Raw genomic sequence first — 17,219 nt, forward strand, 5'->3', positions numbered from 1 at the left:
CGTGGTGCCGCGGCGGGGCCGTGGGCTAGACTCTGTGCCGTGACTACTCCGCAAAATCGCCCCGTCCTTGTCGTCGACTTCGGCGCCCAGTACGCGCAGCTCATCGCCCGCCGCGTGCGCGAGGCTCGCATTTACTCCGAGGTCGTCCCGTCCACCATCTCCGCCGCTGAGGTGCGCGAGAAAAACCCGGCCGCGCTGGTGCTCTCCGGTGGCCCGTCGTCGGTGTACGCCGAGGGTGCCCCGCAGCTGGACCCGGAGATCTTCGAGCTGGATCTGCCCATCTTTGGCATCTGCTACGGCTTCCAGATCATGACCCAGACGCTCGGCGGCAAGGTCGCTGAGACCGGGGCCAGGGAGTACGGCCGCACCAATATGCTTGTCGACGGCGGCGTGCTCCACGCCGACACCCCGCAGGAACACCCGGTGTGGATGTCGCACGGCGACTCCGTCACCGAGGCGCCGGAGGGCTTCACTGTCACCGCGTCCACCCCGGGTGCACCGGTGGCCGCCTTCGAGTGCGTGGACAAGAAGCTCGCCGGCGTGCAGTACCACCCCGAGGTCATGCACTCCCCGCACGGCCAAGAAGTGCTCACCCGCTTCCTCACCGAGGTTGCAGGCCTGGAGCAGAACTGGACCGCCTCCAACATCGCCGAGCAGCTCATTGAGCAGGTGCGCGAGCAGGTCGGCGACGGCCACGCGATTTGCGCCCTGTCCGGTGGTGTGGATTCCGCCGTGGCCGCGGCGCTGGTGCAGCGCGCCATCGGCGACCGTCTCACCTGTGTGTTCGTGGACCACGGTCTGCTTCGTCAGGGCGAGCGCGAGCAGGTGGAAAACGACTTCGTCGCTGCCACCGGCGCGAAGCTGGTCACCGTGGACGAGCGCGAGGCCTTCCTGGGCAAGCTCGCCGGCGTGACTGAGCCGGAGGCCAAGCGCAAGGCGATCGGTGCGGAGTTCATCCGTTCCTTCGAGCGCGCCGTCGCCGGAATCCTGGCGGATTCCGGCGAGGATGAAAGCGTTGACTTCCTCGTCCAGGGCACCCTGTACCCGGACGTGGTCGAGTCCGGCGGCGGCACCGGCACCGCCAACATCAAGAGCCACCACAACGTCGGCGGCCTGCCGGACGACGTGGAGTTCACCCTCGTCGAGCCGCTGCGACTCCTGTTCAAAGATGAGGTCCGCGCCGTCGGCCGCGAGCTTGGTCTGCCCGAGGAGATTGTGAACCGTCAGCCGTTCCCGGGCCCAGGCCTGGGCATCCGCATCATCGGCGAGGTCACCCAGGACCGCTTGGAAACCCTGCGCGCCGCCGACGCGATCGCGCGCGAGGAGCTGACCAAGGCTGGCCTGGACGAGCAGATCTGGCAGTGCCCCGTCGTGCTGCTTGCCGACGTCCGCTCGGTCGGTGTCCAGGGCGATGGCCGCACCTACGGCCACCCGATCGTGCTGCGCCCTGTCGCCTCCGAGGATGCGATGACCGCCGACTGGGTCCGCGTCCCGTACGAGACGCTCGAGGCGATCTCTACCCGCATCACCAACGAGGTCGCAGAGATCAACCGCGTTGTGCTGGACGTGACGTCCAAGCCGCCGGGGACCATCGAGTGGGAGTAAGTCTGCGTGTGTAGGCGCACGCCTGACGCGACAACCGCCGTCTTGCAGTCCATGCAAGACGGCGGTTGTCGCGTTCTCTGTGTACGAGGAATGTAGGGGGTCCAACTAATGGGGTTTAGGCGCCGGCACGCCAGTGTCTAGGGCGCATCTGCGCCACGCTCGTCCTTGTCTGGAGTTGGCAAGAAGGCAGTCGCACTCGTGCCTAAGAAGACGAGGACAAAGAGCACCCATAGCCCTGGGGGAAGGTAAGGCAGCAGCGCCCCCGGGTACGCCGAGACTGCGACATGGACGGCGACCGTGTACCAGATGCCCACTAGGAGCGCTGTCAGCATGGCAACACAGTACGGAAAGAGGATTGCCCAGAACTCTGCTCGCTGGATCGCGCCTTGGGTACGGCCCAGAAGACGCAGTGGTGAGAAGAACGCATGCAAATTGGCCCGCTTGCCCATCACAGAGACCGCGAGGACCAGGCAGATCGCCAGCAGAGTGTAGGCCGCGATGGGTACGAAGCCGGCGGTTCCGTCGCCGTGGGGCCCGTACATGATCTGGCTATCCATATCCACATGCCGTACCCAATCCTGCGCGGACTCCACTCGGAGATGATCCGGTGCGCTAGCCGATTCTGCGACCACGGGAAGCCCCCATTCCGGTTTGACCGGAGACTCGCTAGAAATACCGGAGAACGGCACCATGAAGTCTGGGTAGAAGGGGCTGTGAGCTTTCACCGGCGCCGCGGGCGAGAGTAGCTGCCCTATCACGTGGTCATTCGATCCGGCCAGAGAATAGTCATTCGCCTTCTCCATCGGTACGGAGGTCTCCCCCGCGGATTCGAAGTCCGAAGGCTGCCAGTAGACGACCCCACGGCAGTCGTCGCCGATCTCCTCACATACACCGTCTGCTTCCTGCGCTTCCAGTAGGCGAAAATCTTGGCCAACGACGACAGGGACCGTTTGGAAATTCTGGGAGCCTACGTAATTTGCCGCCCATAACGAGGTCTGTGCACCTGTGAAGCCTGCCAGCGGAATGGCTACGAGCGCGGTAGCAAGCCCCACCCTCGAGGTCGTCCCGACGGTTTCGGAGGAGCGGATGCCTAGCGCGGGTGCCGACCATCCGCTCACCTTTTTGATCGCTGCGGCTGCCCAACGAGCTAGCGCCCGGGCGAAGGTGCCGGCAAGTGTGACAGCGAGGAACGGCAAGGTGAAGACGAATATCAACACGACAGGCCCTGGCGGAGTCGTCACCATACACCAGATACCCGCGGCAATATTGACCACTGCGAGCACTAGGCCAACCAGCCCCACCAAGGATTTGGACTTACCTACTGTCGCCGCTCCCCGATCCCCGGTTTTGGCCAGCACCTTGTCGACGTTGAGAATCCCCACGCCGAGGAGGTACAGGGGGACTAAGACCAGCAGTGACGACCAGGCAACGTCAATGGGCGAGCCCCAGTGATCTGGCAGTTGCTTGTTGAGCCCTAGCAGAATCACCTTGAAAAGCGGCGTCGCTAACAACCGTCCCAACACGACCGCGGAAGCGCTTGCCAGAAGCGCCAGGCACGCCCCTTGCAGGAGCAGGCGCCTGGTGAAAAACGCCCTGCCTATGCCGAGAATCCGCAGCGCTTGCAAGGTATTTCGGTGGTCAGCGATAAAATTCTGATGCGCCAACCGGATCCCGGCGAATGCCGGGATGATCGCAATCAGGCTCATATTCGTCACGCCGGCCTTGAAGTCGCTGCTTCCGCCAGTCGAGAATGCGACGTAAAGGATGGTGCCGACGAGCGTGCCTATTACTACCGCAGCCAGTACGATTCCCCCGATGAAGGGGCGCGCCGTCACCGACAGCTCTCTCCGGTAGGCGGCGGTGGGAGTCATGGTCTTCATGAGCTATGCCCCATCTGCAGCAGCGTTTTTGCCTGCCCGTCGAAAAGCTCACGGTGGGAGCAATAGACCACTATCGCTCCCCGCTTCGCCGACTGGAGCAACAAGTCCTCGACCACGGTGACATTCGCTCCATCAAGCGCGCTGACGGGCTCATCCATGAGCACCAAGTCCGGTTGGGAAGCTAGTGCCTGGGCCACCGCAACGCGCTGGCGTTGACCCCCGGATAGCTCCCCCGGCAGGGCCTCTGTGAAAGGCTGCATGCCCAACGTGCCAAGCAGCTCATCCCTGCCCTGGGCGTCGAGGCCCCGTCCGGCGACGTGAACTGCCAGCTCGAGGTTCTCCCGGCAGCTGAGGCTAGGCAGGAGGGTCGGTGCCTGTGGTGCGTACCCGACGTGCGCGGCCCGCCACGAGGTGAGCTTCTTGGCCGCGCCCTTTCCGAACCGTTTACCGTCGATGGTTACCCTGCCTTCACTGGGTGAGCGCAGACCGGCTAGCAGATCCAGAACCGTGGATTTACCGCTTCCCGATGGGCCCCGGACTGCGTAGATGCCAGGCCGTGACAACGACAGCGCGGCATCCCGCAGAATATATGGCCCATATTTCGAGTATCGAAAAGAGATTTTATTCCAAACTATTGCGACCATCACAATTCCTATCTTGTTAGAGCGCATACGCTGCCCCAGTACGGGTGCTGCGATATTCACGTAGCGTTGTCAAAAAGCGTTCGACAATTTCATCGTTTAAACCGTTCGTCGGCTCATCCAGAATGATCCCGCGACGGCCCAATGTCAGGGCATAGATAATTGACAATCTTTTCATAAAGATGTGCTCGCCTACTTTGATACCGGTGCATCCAACGGCCCCGTCGAGGCAATCAACGGCAGACTCGAACACCTACGCGGCATCGCCCTAGGATTCAAAAACCTCAACCACTACATCTTGCGGTGCCTGATCCACTCCGGACAACTACAGGACAAAATCAACGCACTCTAAAACCGGAAGGGCCCCTTAAGGCTCGCGGACGGTGACGTTGCCGATGTTGGTGGTGGCGTTGATACGCAGCGTCTTGCCTGGTGCATCGGGGTTGACGGTATCGGTGGGGCAGTCGGTCGAGCCAAGGTTGGTCGAGCAGCGCACCTCGACCGGCACGTCCTTCGGCAGCACGACGTCCACGTTGCCGATGTTGGTGTGCAGCGTGGCGGTGCGCTCTTGATCGAGGGACGGGAGGTCGCGATAGTCCACGTTCACGTCGCCCATGGTCTCGGAGACGTTGTTGACCTCGGTTTCCGTGGTGGTGGTGATATTGGAACCGCCGAACATGTTGCCCGCGTTACCGTTCTCGACGACGGCGGAGATCACTCCCAGGACGAGCACGCCGACTACGACGGCGATGGCGATCCACCAGCTGCGCTTGGAGCCTTTCGGAGGCGTGTCGTCGTCGGAAGCGTCGGCCTCGCTGTTCGGATCCGGCAGGTGCCACAGCTCCGGTGCAGCACCGAGTGGGTCCCACGCCGGCGGGGTGGCGGGGTGCGGGAATTCCGGCGGGGTGGTCAGGTTCGCCGTGGCGGATTGCGCGTAAGGGTTCTCTGGGGATTCGGCCGCGTCTGCTCGCCACGCGGTGGATCCGCCTGCGTCGGTGTTACCGGGGGTGGTGTAGGGGCCGGACGGGTGGGCGTCGTGAAGCGTGCGCCCCTGCTGCGGCACGAGCAGACCGGCGGGTGGCTCCGGGGCGCGCTGGTAGAGCAGGTACCAGCCCAGCCCGAAGAGCGCGAAGGTGATGGCGGCGCTGTAGATGGTGGTGCCGTCGCTGGCGTAGGACAGGGACGGGAAGAAGACGAACATGCCGATGAGCAGCCAGATCGCCAGAGTGCGTTCTTTTTTGCCCGTCTTCGACTCGCGCGCGATGTTGCCTCGGCCGGTGGCGAGCGCGGACCAGGGGCTGAACGGGACGCCGAAGCGGCCCATGTTGATCCAGCACAGGAAGTAGAGGAATAGGCCGCCGCCGAAGCAGAGGGTGAGGACGACGAAGGCGATGCGGATGATCACGGGGTCGATGTTGTAGCGTGCGCCGAAGCCTTCGGCCACACCGGCGAGGACCGCGTTGCCGCCCTGGTCCTTCGGGATGCGGGGCGGGCGGGTCTCCCACATCTTGGTGAAGGTCTGTGTCGTTTCCATACCTTCATTATCGCCGGTCAGAGGGTGTGCGACCATCCGGAATTCCCCTGAACTTTGCGCGCGGCGGGGTGCGCGGAAAAGTCAGGGTTGTCCCCGATCCGCGCTGCAGGTGCGGGTGGAAGAATTAAGGGCATGGCAAAATCCACCCCGTACGCAGCGCAGCCCCCCGCACTGTATTCGCGCTTCACCCGCAGCCGCCGCAACCTCATGGTGGCAGGCATCGCCTCGGGCCTGGCGCGGTATCTCGGGGTGGACGAGCGCTGGGTGCGCCTGTTTTTCATCGTTGGCGCATTCGTCGGCGGCGCTGGCGCGTTGGCCTACGCGGCGCTGTGGATGACCACGCCGCTGGAGCCGAAGGCCACCGACGCTGAGCCGGCGGTGACGCCGGAGATCGTGGGACATCAGAGCTGGACGCGGGTGGTCAACCTCGTGCTGGTGGCGGTGGCGGTCGCGGGCGCGCTCGCCTCGCTGAAGGTGTCGAGCGGCTTCGGCAGCTCGGTGGTGCTCGTCCTCGGCCTGTTTACCGTGGGCGCGGTGCTGGCGCTGCAGGCCTACGACAGGGAGATGGGGACGACGGCGAACGTGATCGCCTTGTCGATGGGTGCGCTGCTGGTGATGGGCGGGGTGTTTGCAATCGCGATGCTGGGCGAGCGCGCAGGCATCACCGGGGTGGTGGTGTCGGTCCTGGTCACGGTGTGCGGCGTGGCGGTGCTGGTCATCCCGCTGCTGATGCGCCTGACTTCCTCGCTGCTCGCGGAGCGCGAGGCGAAGGCGGTAGCGGATCAGCGCGCGGAGATCGCCGCCCGGCTACACGATTCGGTGCTGCAGACCCTCGCCCTGATTCAAAAGCAGGCCGAGCACCCCGAGGAGGTCGCCCGCCTTGCGCGCGGCCAGGAGCGCGAGCTTCGCGCCTGGCTTTTCGACGCCCCCGAGCACCCCTCGACGACGCCCGCCTCACTCTTCCAGGCGCTCAACCGGGCGGCCGGGGAGGTCGAGGACACCTTCGGCGTGGTGATCCGCCCCGTCACGGTGGGCGAGGACCCCGCGCTCACGGAGGACAACGAGCCGGTGGCGCTGGCCGCGCGTGAGGCCATGGTGAACGCCGCGAAGCACAGCGGCGCCGAAGCGATCGACGTCTACGCGGAGCACTTCGGCGGCGAGCTCAGCGTGTTCGTGCGCGACCGCGGCGCGGGCTTCGACCAGGGCTCGATTCCCGAGGACCGTCACGGGGTGCGCGATTCCATCATCGGCCGCATGGAGCGCACCGGCGGGACTGCCCGGATCACGTCCGCGCCGGGAGAGGGCACAGAAGTAGAGCTGACCCTGTCGCGCAGTTAGCCTTATGGGTATGGTTCGCGTCTTTCTAGTTGATGATCACTCCGTGTTCCGCGCCGGCGTGCGCGCCGAGCTGGCGGAAAAGGTCGAGATTGTCGGCGAGTCCGGCACCGTCGCCGACGCGATCGAGGGCATCCGCGCGAGCAACCCGGACGTCGTGCTGCTCGACGTGCACATGCCGGACGGCGGCGGGTTGGCGGTGTTGCGCGCGGTGCAGAAGACACAGCAGGGGGAGTTGGCCACGAAGTTCCTCTGCCTGAGCGTGTCCGACGCGGCCGAGGACGTCATCGCGCTCATCCGCGCGGGTGCCCGCGGCTACGTGACCAAGAACATCGATGGTGTGGAGCTCGCCGAGGCGATCACCCGAGTTGACGGCGGGGATGCGTACTTCTCGCCGCGCTTGGCCGGCTTCGTCCTCGACGCCTTCGCTTCGGGCGGGGTGGTCGAGGACCCGGCGGGCGAGCCGGTCAAGGTGGAGGACCCGGCCGTGGACGCGCTGACCCGCCGCGAGCTGGAGGTGCTGCGCCTGCTCGCCCGCGGCTACACCTACAAGGAGATTGGCAAGCAGCTGTTCATCTCGGTGAAGACGGTGGAGACGCATGCGTCGAATATCTTGCGCAAGACGCAGACCTCCAACCGCCACCAGCTCACCCGCTGGGCTGCGGACCGGGACTTGGACTAGCTAGGCGTAGGCGAGCCGCCGCGAGCCGTCGACGTGAGGAAATAGTAGCCACGCGAGCGCGAAGAGTCCCACGAACACGAGCAGCGCGCCCCACACCGGCCACTGCAGCAGCGGCGCAAGCATGAGCAGCAGCCACCAGAGCATCAACGGCACGAGCATGCTTATCGACGCCACCGTGGACGCACCTTTCTGCGCCGCAAATTCGCGCATCGCGCGCCGGTAGGGGTGTGCAAGCGTCACACCGAGCGCCACCGCGATGCACGCAATCGCGACGACCGCCCGGACCGCGATTGGCGCCGACGACGCCATGATGGCGACCGACCCGGCCACCCCCGCGGACCCCGCGGCGCGCACGGCGAGCGGGGTGGGGATCGGGGTGACGCGGGAGCGGATGTCGCTGGGGAACATGGGCAGTACTGTAGCAGGAGTAGGTGGGGTGGCGGAGGGTGTGGCGTCGAGAAGCGTGGCTCGCTATATTCGCAAACCCGTGCGACCTCGGCGGTTGCCCATGTTCGGGGCGGGGTGCATACTATGTGGCGTGAACAGAACGTCCATTCGAGCGCTCAGCGGGGTGCAGAACAGCGCAGGTCAGGGTGTGGAAAGTGTCCCTGACGTGGATCGGCATGCCCGGATTGCGCAGCTCCGCGCCCGGATGGCGGAGATGGGCGGGCAGGCAGCGCCGAACGTTGTGGTGGGTGAGGATGTGCTGCCTGTGGGCGGCGGTTTTTCGCAGGTGTTGCCGAATGGCGGGCTGCCGCGCCACGCTGTCACGCAGGTGAGCGAGACGCCCGCGCTGGTAGTCGAGCTGCTCGACCGCGTTGCCGGGGCGGGAGGCAGCGCGGGCGTGATCGGGTGGCCGGAGCTCTCGTACGCGGGCGTGGCGGCCAGTGCGCTCGAGCGGGTGATCGCGGTGCCGGAGCCGGGGATCGAGGACCTCGCGGTGGCGGGCGTGCTCGCGGAGGGGCTCGACCTGGTGGTGCTGCGCACCCGGACTGCGCTCCAGCTGAGCCCGGTGCGCGCCCGGCCACTGCTCGCGCGACTGCGCAAGGGCAACGCCGCGCTGGTGGCGGTGAACGTGTCGGTGCCTTCGCCCACGCTGCGGGTCACCGGGCAGATCGCGCAGTTCCACGGCATCGGCCGAGGCACGGGGCGCATCCGGGGGATCGACGTGCGCGTGCGCGCCGAGGCGAAGGGATGGCCGGGCGCGACGGTAACGCTCACGCTCGGCGCGGGGCCGGCGAGCGCTGCGGGTGCTGCGAGCGCTGCCCCCGGCCGTCGCCTGAAGGCGGTGCCTTAAATGCGGGTGGCGGCGCTGTGGTTCCCCGACTGGCCCGTGCAGGCCGCCACCCTGGACGCGGCCGATACGCTGCAAGAACCGATTGCCATTGCCGCGCAGCACCGGATCAAGGTGTGCTCGCAGGCCGCGCGCCGGGCGGGCGTGCGCCGCGGCATGCGGGTGCGCAACGCCCAGGCGCTCGCGCCGGAGCTCACGGTGGTGGAGGACAACCCGGACCGCGACGGGCGCATGTTCGCCTCGCTCGCCGGCGGGCTCGACGACGTCGCCGCCTCCGTCGAGGTCCTGCGCCCCGGCCTGATCGCGGCGGACCTGCAGGCGGCGGCCCGCTTCCACGGCAGCGAGGACACAGCGCTGGAAATGATGCTGGACGCCGCCCAGCGCAGCGGCATCGAGGCCTTCGTGGGCGCGGCCGACGAGCTGGCCACCGCGGTGATTGCCACGCGCACTTCACAGCTCGTCGCCCCGGGCGCGTCCGCGCAATTCCTCGCGCAGCAGCCGCTGAACATCCTGGTCGCGGAGGTGGCGCTCGGCGCGGACATCCAGACCGTCAACGCGCTCGGCCAGCTGGGCATCACCACGCTGGGCCAGCTCGCGCAGCTGCCCCCGCAGGCGGTGACCACCCGCTTCGGGGCCGGCGGGATGCGCATCCACCGCATCGCGAGCGCCGCACCGGATCGCCGCGTCGCCCCCGAACTCCCGGCCGCGGACCTGGCCGTCGGGCTGACCCCGGAGGACCCGATCGAGCGCGTCGACGCCGCCGCGTTCGCCGCTCGCGCGCTGGCCGCCACGCTGCACGAGCGCCTTGCTGAGCGCGGCGCGAGCTGCCTGCGCCTGAAGGTGATCGCGGAGCTGGCCACCGGCGAGCGCGTCGAGCGCGTCTGGCGCACCCGCGAAGCACTCACCGAGTCCGCCACCGCGGACCGCGTGCGCTGGCAGCTCGACGGTTGGCTCACCGGCGGCGGCGCCGGCGCGATCACCTCCCTCATCCTGGAGCCACTCGAGCTGGCCGCGCCCGAGGCGCGCGAGCTCTTCGGCGGCGGGGCGGCGCAGACGCGCGGCGAGGCGCGCCGCGTGATCGAGCGCGTGCAGTCCCAGCTGGGCATCGACGCAGTGGTCCAGCCGCGCGCCGTCGGCGGCCGCGGCGTGGCCGAGCGCATCGCCTTTTCCCCCTTCGGTGAGCAGCCTCCCGCCACGGCCGCGCGTCCCTGGCCGGGCGCGATCCCTGCGCCGCTGCCTGCCCGCCTCGGCGGCGGCCTCGACCACCCGGCCTCGCGCATCATGCTTATCGACGCCCACGCCAACCCCATCACCGTCACCGCCGAAGCCCTCCTGTCCTCGGACCCCTACGCGCTGGCCTGGGGCGAGCACAAGTACCTGGTCACGGGGTGGGCCGGCCCCTGGCCCGTGGACGAAGGCTGGTGGGGTGCGGCCGGGCAGCGCGTGGCGCGACTCCAGGTCGTCGGTGAGAAGCCGGAGGCGGGCAGCGTCGAGGAAGCGTGGCTGCTGGTGTGGACCCGGCGCAGCTGGCGCGTCGAAGCGGTGTATTGAGGCCGTGTATTAGGGCCGTGTATTAGGGCACCCTAAAGGTTGTAGGGTAGAGGCCATGAGTGAGGAAACGTTGACCAGTACCCCGGCCGCGTCCTGTTCCGACGTCCAGGTCGAGTCGCTTCCCGGCACGGCGAAGCCGGGTTCGACGTACGTGCTCTTCGAGTGGCCGCACGCCTGGACCCACGACGTGCTCGACGGCGGCACGCTCGGGGCAGAGTTCACCGAGAAGCTCAAAGCGCACCTCGCCGAGTACGACGCCTCCCTGCTCCTCATCCGCCACCCCACGCGCGAGGGCCGCCAGATCGACGACCACCACGTCTACCTCGTCTTCGCCGAGGACGAGGCCACCGAGGTCATGCACGTCGACGGCCCCGAAGCACTCCTGGAGCTGGACCTGTCCGGCCCGGGCAAGAATGCCGCAGTGGGCGCGACTGCGCGTACCAAGCCACTGCTGCTTGTATGCACGCACGCCAAGCGCGACCGCTGCTGCGCGGTGAAGGGCCGCAGCATGATCAACAAGCTGGTGCAGAAGTATCCGTTTGGTCAGGGCAACGACGTGGTGTGGGAAACCTCGCACATCAAGGGGCACCGCTTCGCGCCGACAATGCTGCTCATGCCTTGGGCGTACAGCTTCGGCCGGATGACCTTCGAGGCCACCGACGCCATGCTGGAGGCAGCGCTGCGCGGCGAGTACTTCGTCCCCGGCAACCGGGGGCGTGGCACGCTGAGCGCGCCGGCGCAGGCCGCCGAGGTTGCGGTCGCGGCCGAGCTTTCGCGCGCGGGCGAGCAGGTGCGTTACGGCGACCTGGAAGTCACCGACGTTGCGGTGGCGGGTGATGGGGGATACGTGCGCGTCGATAAGCACGGGGCGTCCTACACCGTGGAGCTTGCGCGCAAGGAGATTTCCGGGGTCGTGCCGTCGTGCGGTAAGCCCGCGAAGGACGGCGAGAGCTGGGTGCCTACCGCGGTGACAGCGCGTCCGCCACGCGCCTAATCACGTGGTCGGTGGCCGCGCGGACGTCGGCCGGGGAGTGCGTAAAGCCGTAGGAATGGTCGGCGATGGCGTGCATGGACATGTCGTTCCATGAGTCGCCGAACGTGTAAAGCTCCACGTCGGCGCGGTCGATGTGCAGGCGGTCGAGGAGCTCGAGGATGCCCGCGCCCTTCGTACGGCCCGGCGCCATGATGTCCACGTACTGCTGGTTCTGCGCGACGGTGTAGTTCCCGGCAAGCGACTCGCCCCAGGCGACCACCTCGCGGCGCAACGCCTCATCCGTGGGCACCCAGATCGGCACGACGGCGAACTGATGCTTCGGGATGTCCGCGCGGGTCATGGGGGTGAAGTGCTCGGTGAAGTGGCTCACCCCGCCGGTGTTGTCGGCAAAGACGCCGTCGATGGGGCCGATGGTCGTGCCGTAGACGGCCAGGCCGGCGCGCTCGCCGAAGGTGTCGATCGCAGCAAGGAGCACGTCCGGGTCGATGGTGTAGCCGAAAATGAGCTCGCGGTTGTCGCCCGTGGCGGCGGACGCGCCGTTGGAAAGGACCTGGTAGTCGAAGGCGAGCGTGCTGCCGCGCATGCCGTAGGCGAGGGCGGAGCGGGAGCGGCCCGTGGCGGAAATGGCCAGGTGGCCGGCCTCGCGCCACGCCCTGATCGCGGCAAGGTCGGCGGGGCTGAACCCCTTCGGCTCGTCGGGGTGGTGGAGGGTGCCGTCGAAGTCAAAGGCCGCGATCTTCATACTGACGAGTCTAGGGGTGCAGCACGAGGCCATGAACTTGCACCGACAGCATCGCGTCCGCGCCCATATACTTCCCGTATGGCTATCGCACAATGGGAAACAAATGCTGGCGGCGCACCCCTGCAGATCCAGGCCGAGGTCGCGCCGCGTTTCTTCCGCCCCGAGGACGAGGAGCAGGCGGAATTCGCGCAGGCTCTCGTCGACGCGGTGCGGGAGGCCGCGGACGAATACACCGGCTCCGAGGAGCTGCCGACCGAATACCCGAACGAGGCGGTCGAGTCGCTGGCACACACGCTCAACGGCATCGGGGAGCTGCGCGAGGCGCTCGACGAGGGGATCTCGCCCGCAGAGGCAATGTTGCGCCTGAACCGGATCGACCAGGAACTGGCGCGACTGTCGGAGCTGGACCCGCGCTTTGTCCCGGCTCGGTACTTCGCCCGCCGCGGGTGGATCGCGGCCGGCGACTTCGACCTGGGCGCGGTCGAGCAGGTCTGCGCGGAGCTGCCGGGCCTCCTGCCCGCGCCGGAGCAGACCGACGAGGGGCTGGCATTCCACGCCTCGCTCTGGACCGAGGACCCGGCGCCAGAGCTGGAGGTGTACGCCGAGGTTGCGGACATCATGGCGGCCGTGACGCTGCGCACCGACGGCCCAGCGTTCGGCGTTCTCCGCGCGCTCGCCGCGGTGCCCGAGCGCATGCTCGACGCCCTCCCTGGCCTGCCTCCCGCGTCTTTCTACGCCGAGGCGGCCTATGCCAAGCACGTCAGCGATCTGCGCTTCACCGACGCCTTCCAGGAGGACAACGCCTATCGACGCCTTGTCATCGACGCCCTGGCGCAGTCCCTGAAATTCCTCGCGGCCCACTCGCCCCGCTACGAGTTCCCCCTGCACATGTCGGACGTCGTGGCCAGGATGGCCGAGCGAACCGAGCCACAGGCGCTCGAGCTGGACGCGCTGATGGGGCTCCTCGAGCACATTCAATCCTGGCTGCCGCGCGCCGTGAACGACCTGGTGCCGCCGTGGTGGTTCGGCGAGGACAACGAGGACACCATTGAGGGCCTTGTCGCCAGCCTGACCGCCGACCAGTACGTCCGGATGGTCGCTGTGATGGACGCCAGCGCCGGGCAGCTTACCGACGAGGGCCTGCCCGACCGCGCGGCGTTCCAGGCCATCCCCGTCGACGACCTGACCATGGAGATGCTGGCCGCAGAGAACGTCACGCTCTTCGCCGAGGAGCTCTAGGCTGACCGTCGGGCTGCGGGGCCACGGGGTTGCGCGGCCGACGGGACGTGCGCGGCCCCGACAAGACACATGACGAGAACCCCTTGACGAGATCGCTGGTGAATCCCAGCACCTTCGTCAAGGGGTTCTCGTCAAATAGAACCGGCGCAGCCTACACCTACCGGCGCATGACCTTCTTCGACAGCACGTTGCCCAGCAGCTGCGCGAGCTGGACCACGACCACGATGACGATCACGGCCGCCCAGGTGACCTGCGGCTCGAACTGGCGGTAGCCGTAGACGATGGCGAAGTCACCGATACCGCCGCCGCCGATGTAGCCGGCCATCGCGGACATATCGATCACGGCGATGAAGATGAAGGTGTAGCCCAGGATCAGGGGACCGAGCGCCTCAGGCAGGATCACGGACTGGATGATCTTCCACGGTCCGGCGCCCATGGAGCGGGCCGCCTCGATCACGCCCGGGTCGATAGCCACCAGGTTCTGCTCCACGATGCGGGCCACGGTGAACGTGGCGGAGAAGCACATGACGAACGTGGCGGCGCCGCGGCCGATGGTCGTGCCCACCACACCGAGCGTGATGGGGTAGAGCATGGCGATCATGATGATGAACGGGATCGGCCGGAAGAAGTTCACGGCGATGTTGATGATCCAGTACACCACCGCGTTCTGCAGAATGCCGCCCGGCCGGGTGGTGTAGAGGAAGATACCCAGAAGCAGGCCGAAGAAGCCGCCGACGACCATGGTGATGCCCACCATCCACATGGTGTCGCCGATGGATTCGATGAAGGTGGGGCCGAGGCGGTCCCAGTCGGGTTCGGCGAGGATCATTTCGTTCATCGGGTGATCTCCTCAATGTCGGTGGTGGACTGCAGGGTGTGGAGGAACTCGTTGATGGCGTCGTCGTCGCCGTTGAGACGCACCGTCATCTTGCCGAAGGAGTGCGACTGCAGGGTGGCAATGCCCGCGTGCACGGGCTGGACGCTCACGCCGCGTTCGCGGGCCTTGGAGGCGGCGCCGAAGAAGCCGGAGTCCTCGGAGAGGTCGACGGTGAAGAGGCGGCCGGGCGCGGCGTCGAGAAGCTCTTGTGCCTCGACCTCGTTGGGGGTGTTGCGCAGGCTGGTGGAGACGAAGCGCTTGGCCACCGCGGTTTGCGGGTCGGAGAAGACGTCGTAGACGCTGCCGTACTCGACGACCTTGCCGGCCTCCATGACGGCGACCTTGTCGGCGATGGATCGGATCACGTCCATCTCGTGGGTGATCACCACGATGGTGATGCCGAGCTCTTCGTTCACGCGGCGCAGCACCTCGAGGACCTCGTGCGTGGTCTCGGGGTCGAGCGCGGAGGTCGCCTCGTCGGCGAGCAGCAGCGAGGGGTTGGTGGCCAGGGCGCGCGCGATGCCGACGCGCTGCTTCTGTCCGCCCGAGAGCTGCTCGGGGTAGTTCTTGCCGCGCTCGGCCAGGCCCACAAAGTCGAGCAGTTCGTTCACGCGGCGTTTGCGCTCTTGCTTATCGACGCCCGCGAGCTTCAAGGGGTACTCAATGTTGCCAGCGGCGGTACGAGAATTGAAGAGGTTGAACTGCTGGAAGATCATGCCGACATTGCGGCGAATGTTGCGGAGCTGGCGCTCGGACTTGCCGACGACGTCGGTGCCGTCGAGAAGCAACTGCCCACCCGTGGGGGAATCGAGGCCGTTGATGAGGCGGACCAGCGTGGATTTGCCGGCACCCGAGTAGCCGATGACGCCGAGGATTTCACCCGGCTCGACGGTGAGCGTGACGCCGTCGACGGCGGTGACTTCGCGGTTGCCGGTTTTGAAGACCTTGGAAACGTCCCGGAACTCGATCCGGGTGCCGGCGGTGGACATTACTTGTACTCCTCCACAAGCTCATCGAGGATCTTGTTCAGGTCCTCCTTGGAGCGCTGGACCTGCACGGCGGTGCCGTTAGAGTCCTCGTTGAGCGCCTCGGTGACCTCGGCGGACTGCCAGATCTCCACGAGCTTCTCGTAGGTCGGGTTGTCCACCTCGTCCGCCTTCACGGTGAAGACGTTGATGTACGGCTCGGCCAGCTCGGAGTTCGGGTCGTCCGCGGCGACGGAGGAAGCCGGGTCGATGCTGGCGCGCTGCAGCCAGTTGTTGTTGATGATCGCCGGGCGGCCCTCGTGGTACGCGTTCGGCGTCTGGGAGGCGTCGACGGCGACGACCTTCACCTTGGAGGCGGCCTCGTCGATGTCTGCCGGGGTCGGCGTGAGCTTCGGCGCGCCCTCCTTCAGCTTCAGCAGGTCGGCCTGGACGAGCACGTTGATCGCGCGGCCCTGGTTGGACGGGTCGTTCGGGATCGCGACCTCCTGGCCCTCGATGCCGTCGACGGAATCGTGATCCTTCCAGAACAGGCCCAGCACGTTGATCTCGCCGGAGCCGACGATGCGGAGATCCTCGTCGGAGGTGGCGTTGTACTGCGCCTGGTAGTTGATGGTCTGGAACTTCGACACATCCATCTGGCCCTCGGTGTGCGCCGGGTTGACCTGCGGGTACTCGGAGAAGCGGACGATGTCCAGCTTGATGCCCTGCTCCTTGGCCTGCTCCTCAAACACGGACCACGCCTTGAGGTCGGCGTCGGTGGTGCCGATCTTCACCGTGGTGGTGTCGCCGGAGCTATTCGACGAATCCGACTCGGAGCCGCACGCCACAAGGCTCGTCGCGGCGATGACGGAGGCCGCTGCTGCGGCGAGGAAACGGTTGGTACGCATGACGGTAAAATCCTTTGCTAACTACTTGCTCTGCAGGCGGTCGAGGATGTCGTTGAGCTCGTTGGCCGGGCGGGTGACTTCAACGGCGGTGCCGCGGGAGTCCTCCTGGACCGCCTCGGTCACGGCCGGGTCGTGCCACAGCTCGGCGAGCTTGACGTAGGTCGGGTTTTCCACGTCCTCGGCGCGGGAGGCGAACACGTTGATGTACGGCTCGCCCTGCTCGGAGCCCGGGTCGTCCTGGAAGATGGCCTGATCCGGCTCGATGCCGGCGCGGTCCAGCCAGGAGTTGTTGATAATTGCCGGGCGGCCCTCACCGTACGCGGACGGGGTCTGGGATGCGTCCACCGGGACCACGGAGACCTTGGACGCCTCGGTGTCTACATCGACCGGAGCCGGCGCGTACTCGTCAGCGCCGTCCTTCAACTCCAGCAGGCCTGCCTGGACCAGCACGTTGATGGCGCGGCCCTGGTTGGTGTCGTCGTTGGGGATGGCCACCTCTTCGCCCTCAATGCCGTCGAGGGAGTCGTGATCCTTCCAGAACAGGGCGAGCGGGTAAATCTCGGAGGAGCCAACGACCTTGAGGTCGTTGCCGGAGTCCTTGTTATAGGAGGACAGGTAGAGGATGTGCTGGAACTTGTTCAGGTCCAGCTCGCCCTGCGCGAGCGCCTCGTTGACCGGGGCGTAGTCGGAGAACTGGACGATGTCCAGGTCGATGCCCTCGTCGGCGGCTAGGTCCGAGAAGACGGACCACGCCTTCTGGTCCGCATCCGTGGTGCCGATCTTGACGGTGACGTTGCCGTCGCCGTCGGTGTTCTGGCCGGCCGTGTCGCCGGACTCGCTCGAGCAGGCGACGAGGCTGGTGGCAAGAAGGGTGGAGGTCGCGATCGTGGCGAGAGTGCGCGGGATACGCATGTTGGCTCCTTTGTTGAGTATGGGAATTGTTGACGGATAGAAATCTAGCACCCAATGTAC

General features: G+C 66.8%; 16 protein-coding genes and 1 pseudogene. 8 read left to right on the forward strand and 9 right to left on the reverse strand.

Annotated features, from left to right (window positions below; genetic code table 11):
- Window positions 1-39: 39 nt before the first annotated feature.
- A complete protein-coding gene (gene guaA, locus OVO38_RS01390; protein WP_267207567.1) occupies window positions 40-1,605 on the forward strand; it encodes a glutamine-hydrolyzing GMP synthase in 1,566 nt (521 codons plus the stop codon).
- Window positions 1,606-1,742: 137 nt separating this feature from the next.
- Here guaA and OVO38_RS01395 read toward each other — a convergent pair whose 3' ends face one another.
- Both OVO38_RS01395 and OVO38_RS01400 read right to left on the reverse strand, forming a co-directional pair.
- Window positions 1,743-3,485, reverse strand: a complete 1,743-nt coding sequence (locus tag OVO38_RS01395; protein ID WP_095535325.1) for a hypothetical protein — start codon at window positions 3,483-3,485, stop codon at window positions 1,743-1,745.
- On the reverse strand, window positions 3,482-4,189 hold the full coding sequence (locus OVO38_RS01400) for an ABC transporter ATP-binding protein (protein WP_133064717.1): 708 nt from the start codon (window positions 4,187-4,189) through the stop codon (window positions 3,482-3,484). Before OVO38_RS01400 ends, OVO38_RS01395 begins: the two co-directional genes overlap by 4 nt.
- A 118-nt stretch (window positions 4,190-4,307) precedes the next feature.
- Between OVO38_RS01400 and OVO38_RS01405 the strand changes: the two are divergent.
- Window positions 4,308-4,478 (forward strand): annotated as a pseudogene (locus OVO38_RS01405) (transposase); the annotation flags it as partial.
- Window positions 4,479-4,493: 15 nt separating this feature from the next.
- Here OVO38_RS01405 and OVO38_RS01410 read toward each other — a convergent pair.
- A complete protein-coding gene (locus tag OVO38_RS01410) occupies window positions 4,494-5,660 on the reverse strand; it encodes a PspC domain-containing protein (RefSeq protein WP_267207568.1) in 1,167 nt (388 codons plus the stop codon).
- Window positions 5,661-5,792: 132 nt separating this feature from the next.
- Here OVO38_RS01410 and OVO38_RS01415 point away from each other — a divergent pair, with 132 nt between their 5' ends.
- A complete protein-coding gene (locus OVO38_RS01415; protein ID WP_267207569.1) occupies window positions 5,793-6,998 on the forward strand; it encodes an ATP-binding protein in 1,206 nt (401 codons plus the stop codon).
- Between the two features lie 10 nt (window positions 6,999-7,008).
- The gene (locus tag OVO38_RS01420) at window positions 7,009-7,677 is read left to right on the forward strand and encodes a response regulator (protein ID WP_267207570.1); all 669 of its coding nucleotides are present in this window, start codon (window positions 7,009-7,011) and stop codon (window positions 7,675-7,677) included.
- Here OVO38_RS01420 and OVO38_RS01425 read toward each other — a convergent pair whose 3' ends face one another.
- Complete coding sequence (locus OVO38_RS01425; protein WP_122084718.1) at window positions 7,678-8,085, reverse strand: hypothetical protein; 408 nt, start codon at window positions 8,083-8,085, stop codon at window positions 7,678-7,680.
- A gap of 130 nt (window positions 8,086-8,215) precedes the next feature.
- Here OVO38_RS01425 and OVO38_RS01430 point away from each other — a divergent pair, with 130 nt between their 5' ends.
- From OVO38_RS01430 to OVO38_RS01440, 3 genes are read left to right on the forward strand one after another with little or no spacing between them, the layout of a single operon-like run.
- The gene (locus tag OVO38_RS01430; protein WP_267207571.1) at window positions 8,216-8,974 is read left to right on the forward strand and encodes a hypothetical protein; all 759 of its coding nucleotides are present in this window, start codon (window positions 8,216-8,218) and stop codon (window positions 8,972-8,974) included.
- Window positions 8,975-10,522 carry a Y-family DNA polymerase gene (locus OVO38_RS01435; protein WP_267207572.1) on the forward strand — a complete coding sequence of 516 codons (1,548 nt, stop codon included), beginning with the start codon at window positions 8,975-8,977 and terminating at the stop codon, window positions 10,520-10,522. It abuts the gene before it with no gap.
- A gap of 55 nt (window positions 10,523-10,577) precedes the next feature.
- Window positions 10,578-11,516 (forward strand): sucrase ferredoxin, encoded by a 939-nt coding sequence (locus OVO38_RS01440; RefSeq protein WP_267207573.1) that lies wholly within the window; start codon window positions 10,578-10,580, stop codon window positions 11,514-11,516.
- Here OVO38_RS01440 and OVO38_RS01445 read toward each other — a convergent pair.
- Window positions 11,482-12,258, reverse strand: a complete 777-nt coding sequence (locus OVO38_RS01445) for an HAD family hydrolase (RefSeq protein ID WP_267207574.1) — start codon at window positions 12,256-12,258, stop codon at window positions 11,482-11,484. The two genes, OVO38_RS01440 and OVO38_RS01445, sit on opposite strands and share 35 nt — an antisense overlap.
- Window positions 12,259-12,336: 78 nt before the next feature.
- Between OVO38_RS01445 and OVO38_RS01450 the strand changes: the two genes are divergently transcribed.
- Window positions 12,337-13,497, forward strand: a complete 1,161-nt coding sequence (locus OVO38_RS01450) for a hypothetical protein (RefSeq protein ID WP_267207575.1) — start codon at window positions 12,337-12,339, stop codon at window positions 13,495-13,497.
- Window positions 13,498-13,654: 157 nt separating this feature from the next.
- On the opposite strand, the gene OVO38_RS01455 is transcribed toward OVO38_RS01450, so the two are convergent.
- Genes OVO38_RS01455 through OVO38_RS01470 form a run of 4 tightly spaced genes read right to left on the reverse strand, consistent with a single transcriptional unit; the run spans window position 13,655 to window position 17,159 of the window.
- Window positions 13,655-14,335 (reverse strand): methionine ABC transporter permease, encoded by a 681-nt coding sequence (locus OVO38_RS01455; protein ID WP_095277750.1) that lies wholly within the window; start codon window positions 14,333-14,335, stop codon window positions 13,655-13,657.
- A complete protein-coding gene (locus tag OVO38_RS01460) occupies window positions 14,332-15,363 on the reverse strand; it encodes a methionine ABC transporter ATP-binding protein (protein WP_267207576.1) in 1,032 nt (343 codons plus the stop codon). Before OVO38_RS01460 ends, OVO38_RS01455 begins: the two co-directional genes overlap by 4 nt.
- Entirely contained in the window at window positions 15,363-16,247 is an 885-nt protein-coding gene (locus OVO38_RS01465) for a MetQ/NlpA family ABC transporter substrate-binding protein (RefSeq protein WP_095277744.1), read from the reverse strand. The genes OVO38_RS01460 and OVO38_RS01465 overlap by 1 nt, the downstream gene beginning before the upstream one ends.
- A 21-nt stretch (window positions 16,248-16,268) precedes the next feature.
- Window positions 16,269-17,159: a MetQ/NlpA family ABC transporter substrate-binding protein gene (locus OVO38_RS01470; protein ID WP_095547601.1), complete on the reverse strand. Its 891-nt coding sequence runs from the start codon at window positions 17,157-17,159 to the stop codon at window positions 16,269-16,271.
- Between the last annotated feature and the right edge of the window lie 60 nt (window positions 17,160-17,219).

Source organism: Corynebacterium sp. Marseille-P8863, assembly GCF_946902955.1.
GTDB classification, from domain to species: Bacteria; Actinomycetota; Actinomycetes; order Mycobacteriales; family Mycobacteriaceae; genus Corynebacterium; species Corynebacterium gottingense.